Source organism: Shuttleworthella sp. (genome assembly GCF_057251025.1).
This window is the reverse complement of sequence record NZ_DBHIDN010000012.1, coordinates 1-16,182: the sequence shown is the minus strand read 5'-3', so window position 1 is coordinate 16,182 and position 16,182 is coordinate 1. Positions and strand designations below refer to the sequence as shown.

12 protein-coding genes are annotated in these 16,182 nt (G+C 51.8%); 8 read left to right on the top strand and 4 right to left on the bottom strand.

What is annotated here, in order from left to right; all coding sequences use genetic code 11:
* Positions 1–16 precede the first annotated feature (16 nt).
* Genes polA through ACO5R6_RS04445 form a run of 7 tightly spaced genes read left to right on the top strand, consistent with a single transcriptional unit; the run spans position 17 to position 6,588 of the window.
* A complete protein-coding gene (polA, locus tag ACO5R6_RS04475; RefSeq protein WP_485625990.1) occupies positions 17–2,749 on the top strand; it encodes a DNA polymerase I in 2,733 nt (910 codons plus the stop codon).
* A 50-nt stretch (positions 2,750–2,799) separates the two neighbouring features.
* Positions 2,800–3,402 (top strand): dephospho-CoA kinase, encoded by a 603-nt coding sequence (coaE, locus tag ACO5R6_RS04470; protein WP_485625989.1) that lies wholly within the window; start codon positions 2,800–2,802, stop codon positions 3,400–3,402.
* On the top strand, positions 3,389–4,198 hold the full coding sequence (locus ACO5R6_RS04465) for an MBL fold metallo-hydrolase (RefSeq protein WP_485625988.1): 810 nt from the start codon (positions 3,389–3,391) through the stop codon (positions 4,196–4,198). Before coaE ends, ACO5R6_RS04465 begins: the two co-directional genes overlap by 14 nt.
* 57 nt (positions 4,199–4,255) lie before the next feature.
* Entirely contained in the window at positions 4,256–4,534 is a 279-nt protein-coding gene (locus ACO5R6_RS04460) for an ACT domain-containing protein (protein ID WP_485625987.1), read from the top strand.
* A 36-nt stretch (positions 4,535–4,570) separates the two neighbouring features.
* Entirely contained in the window at positions 4,571–5,935 is a 1,365-nt protein-coding gene (locus tag ACO5R6_RS04455; protein ID WP_485625986.1) for a DUF711 family protein, read from the top strand.
* Between the two features lie 30 nt (positions 5,936–5,965).
* A complete protein-coding gene (locus ACO5R6_RS04450; RefSeq protein ID WP_485625985.1) occupies positions 5,966–6,352 on the top strand; it encodes a hypothetical protein in 387 nt (128 codons plus the stop codon).
* A gap of 41 nt (positions 6,353–6,393) precedes the next feature.
* A complete protein-coding gene (locus ACO5R6_RS04445; RefSeq protein WP_485625984.1) occupies positions 6,394–6,588 on the top strand; it encodes a hypothetical protein in 195 nt (64 codons plus the stop codon).
* Positions 6,589–6,683: 95 nt separating this feature from the next.
* On the opposite strand, the gene ACO5R6_RS04440 is transcribed toward ACO5R6_RS04445, so the two are convergent.
* The 4 genes from ACO5R6_RS04440 to ACO5R6_RS04425 form a co-directional block, all read right to left on the bottom strand.
* Complete coding sequence (locus ACO5R6_RS04440) at positions 6,684–7,997, bottom strand: DNA cytosine methyltransferase (protein WP_485625983.1); 1,314 nt, start codon at positions 7,995–7,997, stop codon at positions 6,684–6,686.
* Entirely contained in the window at positions 7,994–9,046 is a 1,053-nt protein-coding gene (locus ACO5R6_RS04435) for a hypothetical protein (RefSeq protein ID WP_485625982.1), read from the bottom strand. The genes ACO5R6_RS04440 and ACO5R6_RS04435 overlap by 4 nt, the downstream gene beginning before the upstream one ends.
* A gap of 235 nt (positions 9,047–9,281) precedes the next feature.
* Positions 9,282–10,547: a DNA polymerase Y family protein gene (locus ACO5R6_RS04430; protein ID WP_485625981.1), complete on the bottom strand. Its 1,266-nt coding sequence runs from the start codon at positions 10,545–10,547 to the stop codon at positions 9,282–9,284.
* A 3-nt stretch (positions 10,548–10,550) separates the two neighbouring features.
* On the bottom strand, positions 10,551–12,191 hold the full coding sequence (locus tag ACO5R6_RS04425) for an ABC-F family ATP-binding cassette domain-containing protein (protein ID WP_485625980.1): 1,641 nt from the start codon (positions 12,189–12,191) through the stop codon (positions 10,551–10,553).
* Positions 12,192–12,524: 333 nt separating this feature from the next.
* Here ACO5R6_RS04425 and nifJ point away from each other — a divergent pair, with 333 nt between their 5' ends.
* Complete coding sequence (gene nifJ / locus ACO5R6_RS04420; RefSeq protein WP_485625979.1) at positions 12,525–16,055, top strand: pyruvate:ferredoxin (flavodoxin) oxidoreductase; 3,531 nt, start codon at positions 12,525–12,527, stop codon at positions 16,053–16,055.
* The last annotated feature ends 127 nt before the right edge of the window (positions 16,056–16,182 follow it).

Genomic DNA, 16,182 nt, shown 5'->3' with positions numbered 1-16,182 from the left:
AGACGAGAGGTATCCCATGGCAGACCAGAGCAAACTCCTCCTTATTGACGGGCACAGCATCTTAAACCGGGCCTTCTACGGCCTGCCTGATTTGACCAATGCCCGGGGCCAGCACACCAATGCCGTCTATGGCTTTTTAAACATTATGTTTAAGACCCTGGAGACGGAGAAGCCGGATTATCTGACTGTCGCCTTTGACCTGTCGGCCCCTACCTTTCGCCATAAGATATTTGCCGATTACAAGGGGACCAGAAAACCCATGGCCCCGGAGCTAAGAGAGCAGGTCCCCATGATCAAGCAGATGCTTGCGGCGATGGGGATTGTTGTAGTGACGAAAGAGGGATTGGAGGCCGACGACATCCTGGGAACCATCTCCCGGATCGGAGAGGAAGCCGGGATGGAGGTAGCCATTCTATCAGGGGACCGAGACCTCCTGCAATTGGCGACCGACCGGGTCAAGATTATGATCCCAAAGACCAGAAAGACCGGAACGGAGACAGAGGTCTACCATGCCCGGGAGGTGAGGGAGGCCTACGGAGTCAGCCCACTGGAATTTGTTGATGTCAAGGCTCTCTGGGGAGATGCGTCGGACAACATCCCCGGAGTCCCGGGGATCGGAGAGAAGACTGCCTCCAATATCATTGCAGCCTATGGCTCAATCGAGAGGGCATATGAGCACGCAAGCGAGCTGAAGCCGCCCAGGGCTGCCAGGAACCTGGTGGACTTTTGGGATCAGGTCAAACTCAGCAAAACGCTGGCGAAAATTAATGTCACCGCCGACATCTCCTATGATCTCGCCTCTGCCAGAATCAAGAATCTCTTCACCGAGGAGGCCTATGATCTCTGTAAGGATTGGGATTTCAAGAATATTTTGCCCCGCTTTGACAAGGCCGGGATTGAGACTGAGCAGGAAGACCTGACCGAGCATTTCACAAGACTTGCGTCCGAAGAAGAATTCAGGGCGATGATCGAAGAGGCCAAGAAGAGCCAAGAGGCCTGGCTTGGAGTCGGACTTCTGCTGAGAGACCATTCTGCGGCTGAGGCGGGACGAATGCAGGCGCTCGCTCTCTCCTTCGGGAATGAAGTCTACTATGCCAAGGCGGACGAAGAGCCGGACCAGCTGACCCTCCCGGGCATAGGAGACAGGACTTGTACGGGACAGGGAATGGATGAGGATCTTCTCAGGGAGGGCCTTCAGTCTCTTGCCGATGCCGGCAAATGCCTGGCCTTCCCGGATCTGAAGGAGTCCCTGTCGCAGTTTCATCCGACAGACCGGAGTAAGACCTTCGACCTGCAGATCGCCTCCTATCTCCTCAACCCCCTGGCCTCCTCTTATCCGACGGAGGATATTGCCAGAGATCAGCTGAATCTCAGAATTCCCTCTCATGCGGAACTCTTCGGCAAGAAGAAGGCAGATCAGATCTTCGATGATCCGGAGGAAGAGGACCATCTCATGCACGATGCCTGCTACCGGGCATATGTCGCGTCCAAGGCGCCGGAGAAGCTCCTGGGGAGGCTCGAAGAGGAGAAGATGCGCTCTCTTTATGAGGATGTGGAACTTCCTCTGGTCTATACCCTCTATGACATGGAGACAGAGGGGATCGCTGTTGAGAGGGAGGCGCTCAAGGCCTACGGACAGCAGCTGGTCGGCCGCATTCATGAGCTCGAGGCAGATATATACAGGGAGGCCGGAGAGACCTTCAATATCAATTCTCCCAAACAGCTGGGAGAGATCCTCTTCGGTCAGCTGGGCCTGCCGGGAGGAAAGAAGACCAAGACCGGCTTCTCCACGGCTGCGGAGGTGCTGGACCAGCTGGCCCCGGAGTTTCAAATCGTAAGAGATATTTTAGAGTACCGGCAGCTGACCAAACTGAAGACGACCTATGCGGACGGCCTGGCCAAGGTGATTTCGACCGATGGACGGATACACACCAGCTTCCAGCAGACGGTGACAGCGACCGGCCGCCTCTCCTCGACGGAGCCAAATCTCCAGAATATCCCAATCCGAATGGAACTGGGCAAGGAAATCCGCAGGGTATTCCCGGCCGGGGAGGGTTGCGTCTTTGTAGACGCCGACTATTCTCAGATCGAGCTGCGGGTCCTGGCACACCTGTCGGGCGACCCCAATTTGATCCGGGCCTACAGAGAGGGCAAGGATATTCACAGAGCGACCGCATCTCTGGTCTTTCAGACCCCCTTCGATGAGGTGACGGACCTGCAGCGGTCCAATGCCAAGGCGGTGAACTTCGGGATTGTCTACGGCATATCCGCCTTCGGACTGGCCAAAGATCTAGGGATTTCAAGGAAAGAGGCGCAGGACTATATTGACGGTTATTTTGCCGCTTATCCAAAGCTACACGACTATCTGAATGGCCTGATCGAATTCGCAAAGAGGGAGGGCTATGCGGTCACCCTCTTCGGAAGACGCAGGCCTGTCCCCGAGCTGAAGAACTCCAACTTCATGCAGCGGCAGTTCGGCGAGCGCGTGGCTATGAATGCGCCTGTCCAGGGGACCGCCGCAGATATTATTAAGATCGCCATGGTGCGTGTGCACGACCGGCTCGAGAGAGAAGGCCTCGGGTCCCGGCTGATCCTGACGGTTCACGATGAACTTCTGGTCGAGGCCCCGGTCGGAGAAGAAGGGAAGGTCAGAGAGATTTTGGAGCAGGAGATGAAGGGGGCCGCAGATCTGGCGGTGGAACTGGAAATTGATACGCACAGTGGCAGGAACTGGTATGATGCCAAGTGATTTCCATTGTTCTTGCAGGCCGGTCAGATGCTATACTGGGGGAGAAACAATTGAGAGTAATCGGGGTGACCGGCGGTGTCGGCGCGGGGAAAAGTCAGATTCTTAACTTCCTGGAGGAGGAATACGGGGCCTATGTCCTGAGGACGGATGAACTGGCTCGAAATTTGATGCTTCCCGGGACGGACTTAAACCGTCGCCTGCAGGCCCTCCTCGCAGGGCGGGGGGGATTCGACCGGGATGGAAAGCTCCTTCGCGGGAAGCTGGCGGACCTGATTTTTGCAGATCCGGGCCTGCGTGCGAGGATGAACGGCCTGATCCACCCTGCCGTCAAGGAAGAGGTGATGCGGCAGATCAGGCACAAGCGGGCGGAAGCCCGCTGCTCCCTATTCATTATTGAGGCTGCCCTCTTGATTGAAGACGGATATGAGCGGATCTGCGATGAACTCTGGTATATTTATGCGGATGAGGAGCATCGAAGGTCGCGCCTGAGGGAATCCAGACACTACAGAGACGAGAAGATCAGTGCAATCTTCGCGTCCCAGCTGCCGGAGGAGACCTTCCGAAGACACTGTGTGCATGTGATTGACAATAACGGGAGCCCGGAAGAGGCTTACCGACAGATTCGGAGTATTTTGGATCATGGAACTATTTAGTCTTGCCAGCGGAAGCAGCGGCAATTGTGTATGCGTCGGGACAGACCGGACCTATCTGATGGTGGATGCCGGGATCAGCGCCAAACGGATTGAGGAGAGGCTCAACAGCTTTCAGTTGACCACTTCGGATATGAAGGGTCTTCTCCTGACCCATGAGCACTCGGACCATATCAGCGGGCTGGGGGTCCTGTCCAGGCGATATCATCTACCCATTTACGCGACCCAGGGAACCATTGACGCTATTGCGTCCAAGAGAAGTCTGGGGACCATTGATCCGTCCCTCTACCATGTCATAGAATCGGATCAGAAATTCAAAATCGGAGATATGGAGATCCTGCCCATGCGGATCTCGCACGATGCGGCAGACCCGGTGGCCTATACCATGCGTCAGAAGACGGCGGACGGGGAGAAGAAGGTCGCCGTCTGCACAGATCTGGGCTATTATGATGACTATACCATCGACCATCTCAGAGGGATGGATGCCATGCTTCTCGAGTCCAATCACGATGTGAAGATGCTGGAGGTCGGCCCCTATCCCTACCCCCTTAAGCAGAGGATCCTGGGGAAACGGGGCCACTTATCCAACGAGTCTTCCGGACAGCTCCTTGGTCATGTCCTCCACGACAAGATCAAGCACATTCTTCTGGGACACCTGTCCTGTGAGAATAATTTGGAGGAACTGGCCTACGAGACCGTGAGTCTGGAGGTTACGCTGGGTGACAACCCCTACCGGGGGACGGATTTTCCGATCACGGTTGCCCATCGGGATCGGCCATCTTTGAGGATTGTTGTCTGAGAGATCTTTCCCGGATGCAGGCATGGCAGATAGCACAAAGCGGATTAGGAGAAGAATATGGATAAGAAAAAGGTAATCATCACCGTTGTCGGCAAGGATACGGTTGGTATCATTGCAGCCGTCTGCACCTATCTGGCTCAGGAGAAGATCAATATTCTGGATATTTCCCAGACTATTGTCGACGGCTATTTCAATATGATGATGATTGTCGATTTCGACCGGGCCGGTCTGCATCTCGAGGATGTGCAGAATTCCCTGGATCGGATCGGCAGGGATATGGGAGTGCAGATCAAGTGTCAGAAGGAAGAAATTTTTGAAATGATGCACCGTATATAGAGCCGTTACAGGATGTATGCTAGATGAGGACAGGCGATGATTAGTCAGTATGAGGTTCTTGAGACCAACCACATGGTGGAAGAAGAAAACCTGGATGTGCGGACCATTACCATAGGAATCAGTCTGCTGGATTGTATCGACTCCGACTTGAAGATCCTGAATGAGAAGATCTATCACAAGCTGATGGAGCTGGCAAAAGATCTGGTCCGGGTGGGAAATGAGATAGAGCGTGAGTACGGAATTCCCATTGTCAATAAGCGGGTCTCTGTCACTCCCATTGCCCTGATCGGCGGAGCGGCCTGTAAGAGCCCAGACGATTTTGTGACGATTGCCCACACCCTGGATCGGGCGGCCCATGAGCTGGGGATCAACTTTATCGGGGGCTATTCCGCCCTGGTCTCCAAGGGGATGACCTCTGCCGATGAGATGCTGATTCGGTCTATCCCCAGGGCTCTGGCAGAGACGGAGTTGGTCTGTTCCTCGGTCAATGTGGGGTCTACGAAGACGGGAATCAACATGGACGCGGTTCGGCTCATGGGAGAAATGGTTCACCAGACAGCGGTCTATACCAAGGAGCAGGACTCCCTGGGCTGTGCCAAGCTGGTTGTCTTCTGCAATGCACCGGATGACAATCCCTTCATGGCGGGCGCCTTCCACGGGGTGACGGAGGCGGATGCCATCATCAATGTGGGAGTCTCGGGGCCCGGTGTGGTAAAAACCGCCCTGGAATCGGTTAAAGGAGAGAATTTTGAGGTCCTCTGCGAGACCATTAAGAAGACCGCCTTCAAGATCACCCGTGTGGGTCAGTTGGTCGCAAAAGAGGCATCGAAGCGGCTTGGCATCCCCTTCGGGATCATTGACCTATCTCTGGCTCCGACGCCGGCGATCGGCGATTCGGTTGCGGATATCCTGGAGCTGATCGGCCTGGAGCGAGTGGGTGCCCCGGGGACGACGGCGGCTCTGGCCCTGCTCAATGACCAGGTCAAGAAGGGAGGCATTATGGCCTCCTCCTATGTCGGAGGCCTCTCGGGAGCCTTTATCCCCGTCTCGGAGGATCAGGGGATGATTGACGCTGTCCAGGCAGGAGCTCTGACCCTGGAGAAGCTGGAGGCGATGACCTGCGTCTGCTCTGTGGGACTGGATATGATTGCTATCCCCGGTTCCACCGGCCCGGATACCCTTTCCGGAATTATCGCGGACGAAATGGCGATTGGCATGATCAACCAGAAGACAACGGCAGTTCGCCTGATTCCGGTCATCGGCAAGGAGGTTGGAGACTGCGTGGAACTGGGAGGTCTGCTTGGGACAGCTCCCGTGCAGCCGGTGTCCGGCTTCGGCTGTTCCGACTTTGTGAGGCGGAGGGGACGAATCCCGGCCCCCATCCATTCCTTTAAGAACTAAAAGGGAGATACCATTACAGCAGGCCAAAGAATGTATCTGCATCTCTACTACAATCCTGAAAAAGCTGTAGAAGACGATCAGCAGCGGACAGCTTACTATGTGCGTCTGGAAAATGAGCTCATTTCCGGAAAACGCAGACCGGAACACGAGAAAGATTATGCCAAGTACTTCACTGTGCATGAAACGCCCGTCCGCGGCAGGAAGATCACGCCAAACAATGAAGCAATGAACAAGGCATGCAGGCTTTATGGATACTTTGTCCTGATCAGTAACGAGGTGAAAGATCCGATCGAAGCTCTGCATCTTTACCGGACCCGGGACGTCGTAGAGAAGCATTCGGCAATCTTAAAGAACGCCTTAACTGCCGGAGGACGCTTGTTTCGTCTGACGCGAGCCTTGAGGGAAAACTGTTTGTAACGTTCGTTTCCCTGATATATCTGTCATATATTAAAGAACAAATGCAGAAACATGATCTTTTTTCAAAGTACACGATACAGAGTCTCCTGGACGAGTTCGATGTTATTGAATGCTTCACAGAACCCGGGGAAGCGCCAATGCAGGGAGAAGTCCTGAAAAAGCAGGAAGACCTTTTTGTAGCAATGGGTGTCATGCCGCTATACGCAAAGCATAGTGTGGAAACAGCGGGAATCTAGGGTACAAGGGCATTTTGTACGATATAACGCGCGTCAATGTATACGAGGGCTATAAAAATGACCTGACCCTGTATTGCAAGAAGAAAAAATGATATTTATTGATTTACCGCAATCAAACGTTGCGCTTTCCACCCTAAGACATCCATGTTTTGCTCTAAGAAATCCTGCATTACAGCTTTAATAACGGGAACAGAAACAGAATTTCCAAATTGCTTATAAGCATAATTATCGGATGGATTTAAGATAAATGTTTCCGGAAACCCTTGTAATCGCGCACACTCTCTGGGCGTAATTCTTCTAGGAATATTATTTTGAACTACACCTAACCTATTTGAATCAGATGAAGTAAGCGTTATAGACACACTTTCTGGATCCAAAAACTTGAACACTTCAAAGGACATATTGCCACAGACGGGGTTATATTTTTCATCTTCTTCTTTCAAGTAGCCCTTTTCTTTTAAGGAACTAATCACAGAAAGTATATCGTCATCTGTATAAAATGTTTTTATTTGCGAAAGTGTAAGTTTCTTCCCGTCCTGTTGTGTACCGAAATTATGCTTGCGGCGGTTCTGAATCAATAAATTCATAAAATTTATTTCTTCCGGGGAACATTTCCCCTTTTTTCCTAATTCCCAGGAATGAATTGATTGACCGCCGCGATAATCTATAAGCCTATATCCATTTAACTTAGACAAATCACTTCCTATCACTCCACGCAATTCATCTACAAATTCATCAGAACAATGATATCTCTCTGGAACATCGTTTTCTAGTATGTCTTTTACAAGACGTTTTTTCTGGCTTTTTTCATTATATCTGTCAAATAAGCTTAATTGACGATACTCATTTTTGTATTTATGAGAATCTGCTGCGCCTAAATTTGTCACCAAGCTCATTCTAGGCTGCTTGCCATAAATTCCAACAATATATAGTCTGACACGATTTTGAGGCACACCGAAATCAGAGCTATTAAGGATTAACTCTGATGTACCATATCCTAACTCGTGTAAAATTCGATTGATTGTTTCAAAAGTCCGACCATGATCATGTGTTTTTAATCCACGGACATTTTCCAATAAAAAAGCCTTTGGACGATATTTTTTTAATATTCTTTCAATCTCAAAGAACAAAGTCCCGCGGGTATCCCCGAATCCTTTCCTTTTTCCTGCATAGGAAAACGGCTGACATGGAAAACCAGCAAGCAATAAGTCGAAAGGTTCAATTTTATCAATATCCCTAATATCCCCTTGTGGGGTTTCGTCAAAATTAAATTTATAGGTTTCACACGCTTTTTCATCGATTTCACTTGAAAGAACGCATTCTGAATCTATTCCTATATTTGATAATGCTTGCGTTACACCTAGACGAATTCCGCCTATTCCCGCAAACAAATCAATATATTTTATCATCCAATCTTCTCCTTAATAAATTCCAATAACAGGCTAAACTCTTCAGGAGTATATGCAACCGTACAATGACTATTATCACAAAGTTCGCTAACAGCCGATCTTCTGGCAAAATTCCCGGCTCCATCGATGATATATGCAATGTAATTTCTTGTGTTAGTCACTTTTTCAAATCGGTTTCTTGCTTGTCCACCCTTTCTTTCAATCGTACTATTTGTAGTTTCCTGAAAGGTTATTTCAATACCAATATATTTTTTGTGGCGGCTTGTATCGTTTTTCCTGTCCACAACAGCATCAAATGTTGTTAGCGTTGTTCCGTCATTCTCCGTGACACCGGGAATTGTTCCATTACTTTGTACGTTATAGTTATCACCAAGTTTCTTTTTTAGATAATCCACAACATATTGTTGCGCTACATTGCCTAAATCCGTTGCCGTTTTTCCACTTATAATTCGGCTAACCCGAATATAATTTTTTCGCACAAAATCTTCAACTTTTGCGTCATCACCAAGATACTCAAACGGTGTGCACTTGAACAAAACCGCGCGGGTACTCGCATTTGTAACAGCCGCACCAAACATCAACATCATGATAATATCTTTGCAAAGTGCTTTGTCATAATTGTTTTGTGACAAATTTTCCACTGTATCGATTTTCATCCGCTTGTTATTAAGCACTCCGCGAACAGGCAAAGTAGTGAATGAATAAGTTTTTGTTCCCGCACCAATGTTATATTTCATTTTCCGGGCAGGAAATAGTCCATTAAAATTTTTATTAACACGTTGCAGCGGCTCACTTCCAAAATCAGTCAACACTACCAAGTGCTTTAAAAATAGATTATAGGGGAAAGCAGACGCATCCAAAATGTTGAAAAGTGTAGAAATATCATTTTTGTTCGTCAACTTCAAAACTGATATGAATTTTTCTTGTGTATCAAGCAGAACATGAAGAATGCTCACTTTCTCTGCCTCATCACGCACTTCACGGGGCCACCACTTACAAGCGTGCTGTTCAAGTTCTTCTATTGTCCGTTCATATCTATCATCATTCATAATGTAAATCCCCTATCCATATGTTCGTCTGACTTGAGTACAAAAACTCATTAAATATTATGCCATAAACGGGCGAATTTCTCAATCAAACAAATAGTTGTATCTTCTGCTATCATCTAATATCCCTTTGCAGATTTAAGCGACAAATAAGCGACAGAACAGCATAGAAAAAGGCGGATAACCCTTGAAAATAAAGGATTTCCGCCTGTTCTTATATACTCCTTTGCGGAATGTATCAATCCTGATCCCGGGATTCTCCGGTCAGATCCCGCCTGCGCTTGGACCGGTTCTTCTTTAGGTCTGTCTCATCCGCCCCGAGGAAAACAGCCCGCCGGATCGCGGCGTCACCGAATTTATCCCGGATCCGGTCAATGGCGGCGTCCAGCTGATCCAGCTTCTTGTTCTGTCCCCTGTCGAATAAATCCATCTGGTATGTGTCGCTGTCCCGGTCGATGTCTGAGGCCCGGACACCGAGCAGACGAAGAGGCCTTCCGTCCCAGAGCTGATTCAGGAGAGCCAGGGCCGTGTCGAAGATCCGCTGGGTCGATGCGGTCGACCGATTGAGACCGGTCTGCCTGGAAGCGGAGGTGAAATCGGCGTCTTTATAGTAGACAGAAACCAAGCGGATCTTGGCCCGGCTGAGCCGCAGGCGGGCGGCTACGGTCTCACAGAGGGATAGGAGGATGAGTCTGGCCTCTGTCCGATCCACCAGGTCATGGGAGATTGTGATCTCATTTGAGAATCCCTTTGCTTTCCTGTGATGCGAGACCAGGTCGTCCATCTCCGCACCATTGGCATAGGAGTGCATCTGGACGCCGTGCTTGCCGAAGTGGGAGACAAGCAGGTCTTCCGGCGCCTGAGCGAGATCTCCGATACTTGTGATCCCAAGACGCCTGAGTCGGTCTGCGGTCGATTGGCCGACGAAGAGAAGGTCTCCTACGGGCAGGGGCCACATCTTCTGAGGAACCTCTCGGGGCCAGAGGGTATGAACCCGGTCCGGCTTCGTGAAGTCGGAGGCCATCTTAGCCAGAAGCCGGTTGGAAGAAACCCCGATATTGACCGTAAAGCCGAGTTCCCGCCGGATCCGGTCTTTGAGCTGCCCGGCAAAGAGGACCGGATCGCCATAGAGGCCGGCGGTTCCGGTCATATCGCAGAAGGCCTCATCAACAGAGAAGGGGTCGACGATAGGGGCATAGCGGCGCAAAAGATCCATCAGAGCCTCAGACTGGCGGGCATAGAGATCGTAGTCGCCCGGGAGAATGACCAGGGAGGGACACTTGCGGATGGCCTGACTGATTGGCTCTCCGGTTGTAACGCCGTAACGCTTGGCGGGGATGGACTTGGCGGTGATAATTCCGTGTCTGGTCCTGGGGTTGCCGCCGATCGCCGAGGGGATCTCCCGCAGGTCGACCCTATCCATCCCCCTGGCCATCCGGTCCGCTGCGGTCCATGACAAGAAAGCGGAATTGACATCGACATGATAAATCACTGGCTTAGGCATGCGTTAATCGTCTTCTTCCTGATCTGCGCTTGTAGAGTAGATAGTTCTCTTTCTGGCCATTTCATCGCTCTCCAGGTATTCGTCGTAGCTGGAAACCTTGTCGATCATGCTGCCGTCCGGAAGAATCTCAATGATCCGGTTGGCTGTGGTCTCCACCACCTGATGGTCACGGGAGGAGAAGAGGAGAACGCCGGGGAACTTGGTCAGACCGGTATTTAAAGCTGTGATGGACTCCATGTCCAGGTGGTCGGTCGGTTCATCCAGCATAAGGACATTGGATCCCTCGATCATCATGCGGGAGAGGAGAACGCGGACCTTCTCGCCGCCGGAGAGAACACGCATCTTCTTATTTCCGTCTTCACCGGAGAAGAGCATTCGGCCCAGGAAGCCGCGGACATAGGTGGCATCCTTGATTTCCGAGAACTGAGTCAGCCAGTCGGCGATGATCATATCATTGTCGAAGATCTCCGTGTTGTCCTTGGGGAAATAGGACTGGGAAGTGGTAATTCCCCATTTATAGGTCCCCTCGTCCGCCTCCATCTGTCCGGCCAGAATGGAGAAGAGGGTTGACTTTGCGGTCTCGTTGGAACCGACCAGGGCAACCTTGTCCGTGGGGGTCAGGTTGAAGGTCAGGTGATCCAGGACCAGCTTTCCGTCGATGGTCTTGGTCAGGTTCTCGACCGAGAGGACCTCATTTCCGATTTCTCTCTTGGGACGGAAATCAATATAGGGGTATTTGCGGGAGGAGGGCCGAATGTCATCCAGCTCAATCTTCTCCAGGGCCTTCTTACGGGAGGTGGCCTGCTTGGACTTAGAGGCGTTGGCAGCGAAGCGGGAGATGAACTCCTTGAGCTCCTTGATCTGCTCCTCCTTCTTCTTGTTGGCCTCCTTTCGCTGCTTCATGATCAGCTGGGAGGACTCATACCAGAAGTCATAGTTTCCGGCGTAGAGCTGAATCTTGCCGTAGTCGATATCGGCGGTGTGGGTACATACCTTGTTCAGGAAGTAGCGGTCATGAGAGACGACAATGATGGTGTTTTCAAAGTTGATCAGGAACTCCTCCAGCCATGCAATGGCATCCAGGTCCAGATGGTTTGTCGGCTCGTCCAAGATCAGGATGTCAGGGTTTCCGAAGAGGGCGCGGGCAAGAAGGATCTTGACCTTGATGTCCGTGGGAACGTCCCGCATGGCGGAATCGTGCCAGTCAGGCGCGACAGACAGACCATTCAGAAGGGTCTGCGCGTCCGTCTCGGCGTTCCATCCATCCATCTCGGCGAATTCCGCCTCAAGTTCTGCTGCCTTGACTCCGTCTTCCTCAGAGAAGTCCGGCTTGGCGTAGATGGCATCCTTCTCCTTCATGACTTGATAGAGCCGGGCGTTGCCGGAGATAACCGTATCTAAGACGGAATAGTCATCGTATTTGAAGTGATCCTGTTCCAAGACAGACAGGCGCTGGCCGGGACTGACTACGATGTCTCCGGTGGTTGGCTCCAGGGCACCGGAGAGGATGCGGAGGAAGGTGGACTTGCCGGCACCGTTGGCGCCGATCAAGCCGTAGCAATTGCCCTCGGTGAACTTGACGTTGACATCTTCGAATAGGGCCTTCTTGCCGAAGCGGAGGGATACATTGACTGCCTGGATCATGCTTGTCCTTTCTCATGGAGTGAATCGGTAACAGGAATCTTCACGGGGAAAATCTCTGCCATTGTACCTGATTTACAGGGCTTTGACCAGTTGGATCGACAGCTGAAGAAATGAGCGGCAGAGGAGAGAAAAGAGCGGAAAGGAACCGGAGGAGAGAAGACGCTATCTGCAAACGAGACCTTTCTGACAGATGTTCACAATTAAAAACAGGGATCAGAGGGAATTTTGTTGATTTTCCATGAAAAAGAACCTACACTTTACTTATAACGTTTGATGGGGCCGTGTGGCAGACGGCTACTAGGATGTTACGCAAATCTATTAGGAGGAACCAACATGAAAAGAACTATGAAAACCATGGATGGTAACCACGCAGCGGCACATGCATCTTATGCATTTACCGATGTGGCGGCTATGTATCCCATCACCCCCTCATCAGTTATGCCGGAGGCAACTGACGAGTGGGCCAATCAGGGTCGCAAGAACCTCTTCGGTCAGGTCGTACAGATCACCGAGATGCAGTCCGAGGCCGGCGCAGCAGGTGCCGTTCACGGTTCTCTTGCGGCAGGCGCTCTCACAACGACCTACACCGCGTCTCAGGGACTTCTTCTGATGATCCCCAACCTCTATAAGATTGCCGGCGAGAGACTGCCCGGTGTCTTCGACGTATCCGCGCGCGCGATCGCCTCTCATGCCCTGAGTATCTTCGGCGATCACTCCGATGTATACGCCGCCCGCCAGACCGGTGTCTGCATGCTGTGCGAGTCATCCGTCCAGGAGGTAATGGACCTGACTCCCGTTGCTCATGCCGCTGCCTTGAAGGGACGCCTTCCTTTCATCAATTTCTTCGATGGATTCCGTACTTCTCATGAGATCCAGAAGATTGAGACCTGGGATTATGAGGATCTCAAGGACTTTGTCGATCAGGATGCCCTCAAGGCTTTCCGCCAGAATGCCCTGAACCCCACACATCCCCGCGAGATGGGATCTGCACAGAATCCCGACATCTTCTTCCAGACTCGTGAGGCTTCCAACAAGGCTTATGATGATATGCCTGCCATTGTAGAGCACTACATGGATATGGTGAACCAGAAGCTTGGAACCAACTACGGACTTTTCAATTACTATGGCGCACCGGATGCTGAGTCTGTCATCATCGCCATGGGTTCTGTATGCGAGACGATTGACGAGACCATTGACTTCCTGATGGCCCGCGGCGAGAAGGTGGGCGTTGTGAAGGTTCGCCTCTATCGTCCCTTCGCTGCCGAGAAACTGATCGAGGCAATTCCGGATTCCGTCAAGAGAATCAATGTCCTGGATCGGACCAAGGAGCCCGGAGCTCTCGGAGAGCCCCTCTTCCTCGATGTTGTCGCAGCTCTTCGCGGCAGCAAGTTTGATCAGGTTCCTGTCTTCGGCGGCCGCTATGGTCTTGGGTCCAAGGACACCACACCCGGACAGATTATCTCTGTCTTCAAGAATGACGCCAAGAGAGAGTTCACCATCGGTATCAATGATGATGTGACACACCTGTCTCTTGATGTTCATGAGAATCCCGTCACCACGCCCGAGGGTACAACCAATTGCAAGTTCTGGGGTCTCGGCGCGGACGGTACGGTTGGCGCCAACAAGAACTCCATCAAGATCATCGGCGACAACACGGATATGTATGCGCAGGCATACTTCGACTATGATTCCAAGAAGTCCGGCGGTGTCACGGTATCCCACCTTAGATTTGGTCATACCCCCATCCGTTCCACCTATCTGATCAGCCAGGCCAACTTCGTAGCATGCCACTGCCAGGCATATATCTACAAGTATCCCATGGTCCAGGATCTTGTCCCCGGCGGCACCTTCCTCTTCAACACCCAGTGGACTGAGGATGAGCTGGATGAGAAGCTTCCCGGCCAGGTAAAGCGCTTCATTGCTGAGAACAATATCAACTTCTATATCATCGACGGCGTGAAGATCGGCAAGGAGATCGGTCTCGGAAGACGTATCAATACGGTTCTCCAGTCCGCTTTCTTCTCACTGACCAAGCTGATCCCCGAGGAGCAGGTACTCAAGCTCATGAAGGATGCAGCCAAGGCTTCTTATGCCAAGAAGGGCGACAATGTCGTCAAGATGAACTGGGATGCCATCGATGCGGGCGCAACGGCCTACCACAAGGTGACCGTTCCCGATTCCTGGAAGAATGCCACAGACGATGATCTCGAGGCAGCGGTTCCCTCAAGCGGAAGAGCCGATGCAATCGCGTTCGTCAAGAACATCCAGCAGAAGGTCAACGCGCAGACCGGAAACCGGCTCTCTGTTTCTGACACCCTTCCCTACCAGGACGGATCTACACCGAGCGGAACGGCAGCTTACGAGAAGCGAGGCGTCGCTACGGATGTTCCCGTATGGAATCAGGAGAACTGTATCGGATGCGGCTTCTGTTCCTATGTATGTCCTCATGCGGCAATCCGCACCATCGCACTGACGGACGACGAGCTGGCAAAGGCTCCCGAGGGCTTCAGAGCTAAGGATCTCAAGCCGACGACCTACAAGTATGCGGTTGTTGTATCCGCATTTGACTGTACCGGATGTGGCTCCTGTGCCAATGTATGTCCCGGCATGAGAGGCAATAAGGCGCTGACCATGCAGAGCTTTGAGGAGAATGAGGGCGAGCAGAAGTTCTTCGACTACGCAGTTGCACTTCCCATCAAGGACGACGTCGTAGAGAAGTTCAAGGCCAATACGGTCAAGGGCTCTCAGTACAAGCAGCCCCTGCTTGAGTTCTCCGGCGCCTGCGCAGGCTGTGGTGAGACTCCCTATGCTAAGCTGATCACCCAGCTCTTCGGCGACCGCATGTATATTGCCAATGCGACAGGATGTTCCTCCATCTGGGGTAACTCTTCACCGTCTACGCCCTATACCGTAGACGCCAAGGGACACGGCCCCGCATGGTCCAACTCCCTCTTTGAGGATGCGGCTGAGTTCGGCTATGGAATGCTTCTTGCCCAGAACGCATTGCGTGACAAGCTTAAGAACAAGCTGGATGAGCTAGAGAAGAATACTTCTTCTGCAGGTCTCAAGGACGCAATTGCAACCTGGAAGGACACCTTCCGTGTTGGAGCCACCAACGGCGCCGCAACGGATATCCTGATTGCAGAGCTCGAGAAGGAAGGCTCTGATGCAGCCAAGGAGATCCTTGACGAGAAGAGCTTCCTGGCCAAGAAGTCCCAGTGGGTATTCGGTGGCGATGGCTGGGCTTACGATATCGGATTCGGCGGCGTAGACCATATTCTTGCTTCCGGCAAGGACATCAATGTCATGGTCTATGACACTGAGGTATACTCCAATACCGGCGGACAGTCTTCTAAGTCGACCCCCATCGGTGCTGTCGCACAGTTCGCTGCCGGCGGTAAGGAGACCAAGAAGAAGGATCTCGCAGCGATTGCCATGAGCTACGGCTATGTATATGTCGCACAGATCTCCCAGGGAGCTGACATGCAGCAGACCGTCAAGGCAATTGCCGAGGCTGAGGCTTATCCGGGCCCCTCACTGATCATCGCCTATGCGCCCTGCATCAACCATGGTATCAAGAAGGGCATGAGCAAGGCTCAGACCGAGGAGAAGATGGCTGTTCAGTCCGGTTACTGGTTCAACTTCCGCTTCAATCCGGAGGCCGCAGATAAGTTCAGCCTTGACTCCAAGCAGCCCAGTGAGAACTACAAGGACTTCCTCCTGGGTGAGAACAGATATGCAGCCCTGCAGAAGTTCAACCCGGAGAAGGCGGCAGAACTCTTCGCCAAGTCTGAGGAGGGCGCAAGGGACAAGTTCGAGCATCTCCAGAAACTGGTTGCTCTGTACAAGAAGTCTGAAGACTGATCGGTCTTCCGGAATCGGAACTTTCAACGCATCGAGTCCTAATCGGACTTGCATGAGATGAGAATCAATGGCGGGGGCTGTGAAAAAACAACCTCATCTTAGTTGGGTTAGCACCCAGTGGCATTTA

Excerpts from the sequence above, each read along its gene's own strand:
- ACO5R6_RS04440 (WP_485625983.1), bottom strand. The coding sequence starts at position 7,997 with ATGATAAAATATATTGATTTGTTTGCGGGAATAGGCGGAATTCGTCTA.
- ACO5R6_RS04450 (WP_485625985.1), top strand. The coding sequence starts at position 5,966 with ATGTATCTGCATCTCTACTACAATCCTGAAAAAGCTGTAGAAGACGAT.
- ACO5R6_RS04425 (WP_485625980.1), bottom strand. The coding sequence starts at position 12,191 with ATGATCCAGGCAGTCAATGTATCCCTCCGCTTCGGCAAGAAGGCCCTA.
- ACO5R6_RS04435 (WP_485625982.1), bottom strand. The coding sequence starts at position 9,046 with ATGAATGATGATAGATATGAACGGACAATAGAAGAACTTGAACAGCAC.
- nifJ (WP_485625979.1), top strand. The coding sequence starts at position 12,525 with ATGAAAAGAACTATGAAAACCATGGATGGTAACCACGCAGCGGCACAT.
- ACO5R6_RS04430 (WP_485625981.1), bottom strand. The coding sequence starts at position 10,547 with ATGCCTAAGCCAGTGATTTATCATGTCGATGTCAATTCCGCTTTCTTG.
- polA (WP_485625990.1), top strand. The coding sequence starts at position 17 with ATGGCAGACCAGAGCAAACTCCTCCTTATTGACGGGCACAGCATCTTA.
- ACO5R6_RS04445 (WP_485625984.1), top strand. The coding sequence starts at position 6,394 with ATGCAGAAACATGATCTTTTTTCAAAGTACACGATACAGAGTCTCCTG.
- ACO5R6_RS04460 (WP_485625987.1), top strand. The coding sequence starts at position 4,256 with ATGGATAAGAAAAAGGTAATCATCACCGTTGTCGGCAAGGATACGGTT.
- ACO5R6_RS04465 (WP_485625988.1), top strand. The coding sequence starts at position 3,389 with ATGGAACTATTTAGTCTTGCCAGCGGAAGCAGCGGCAATTGTGTATGC.
- ACO5R6_RS04455 (WP_485625986.1), top strand. The coding sequence starts at position 4,571 with ATGATTAGTCAGTATGAGGTTCTTGAGACCAACCACATGGTGGAAGAA.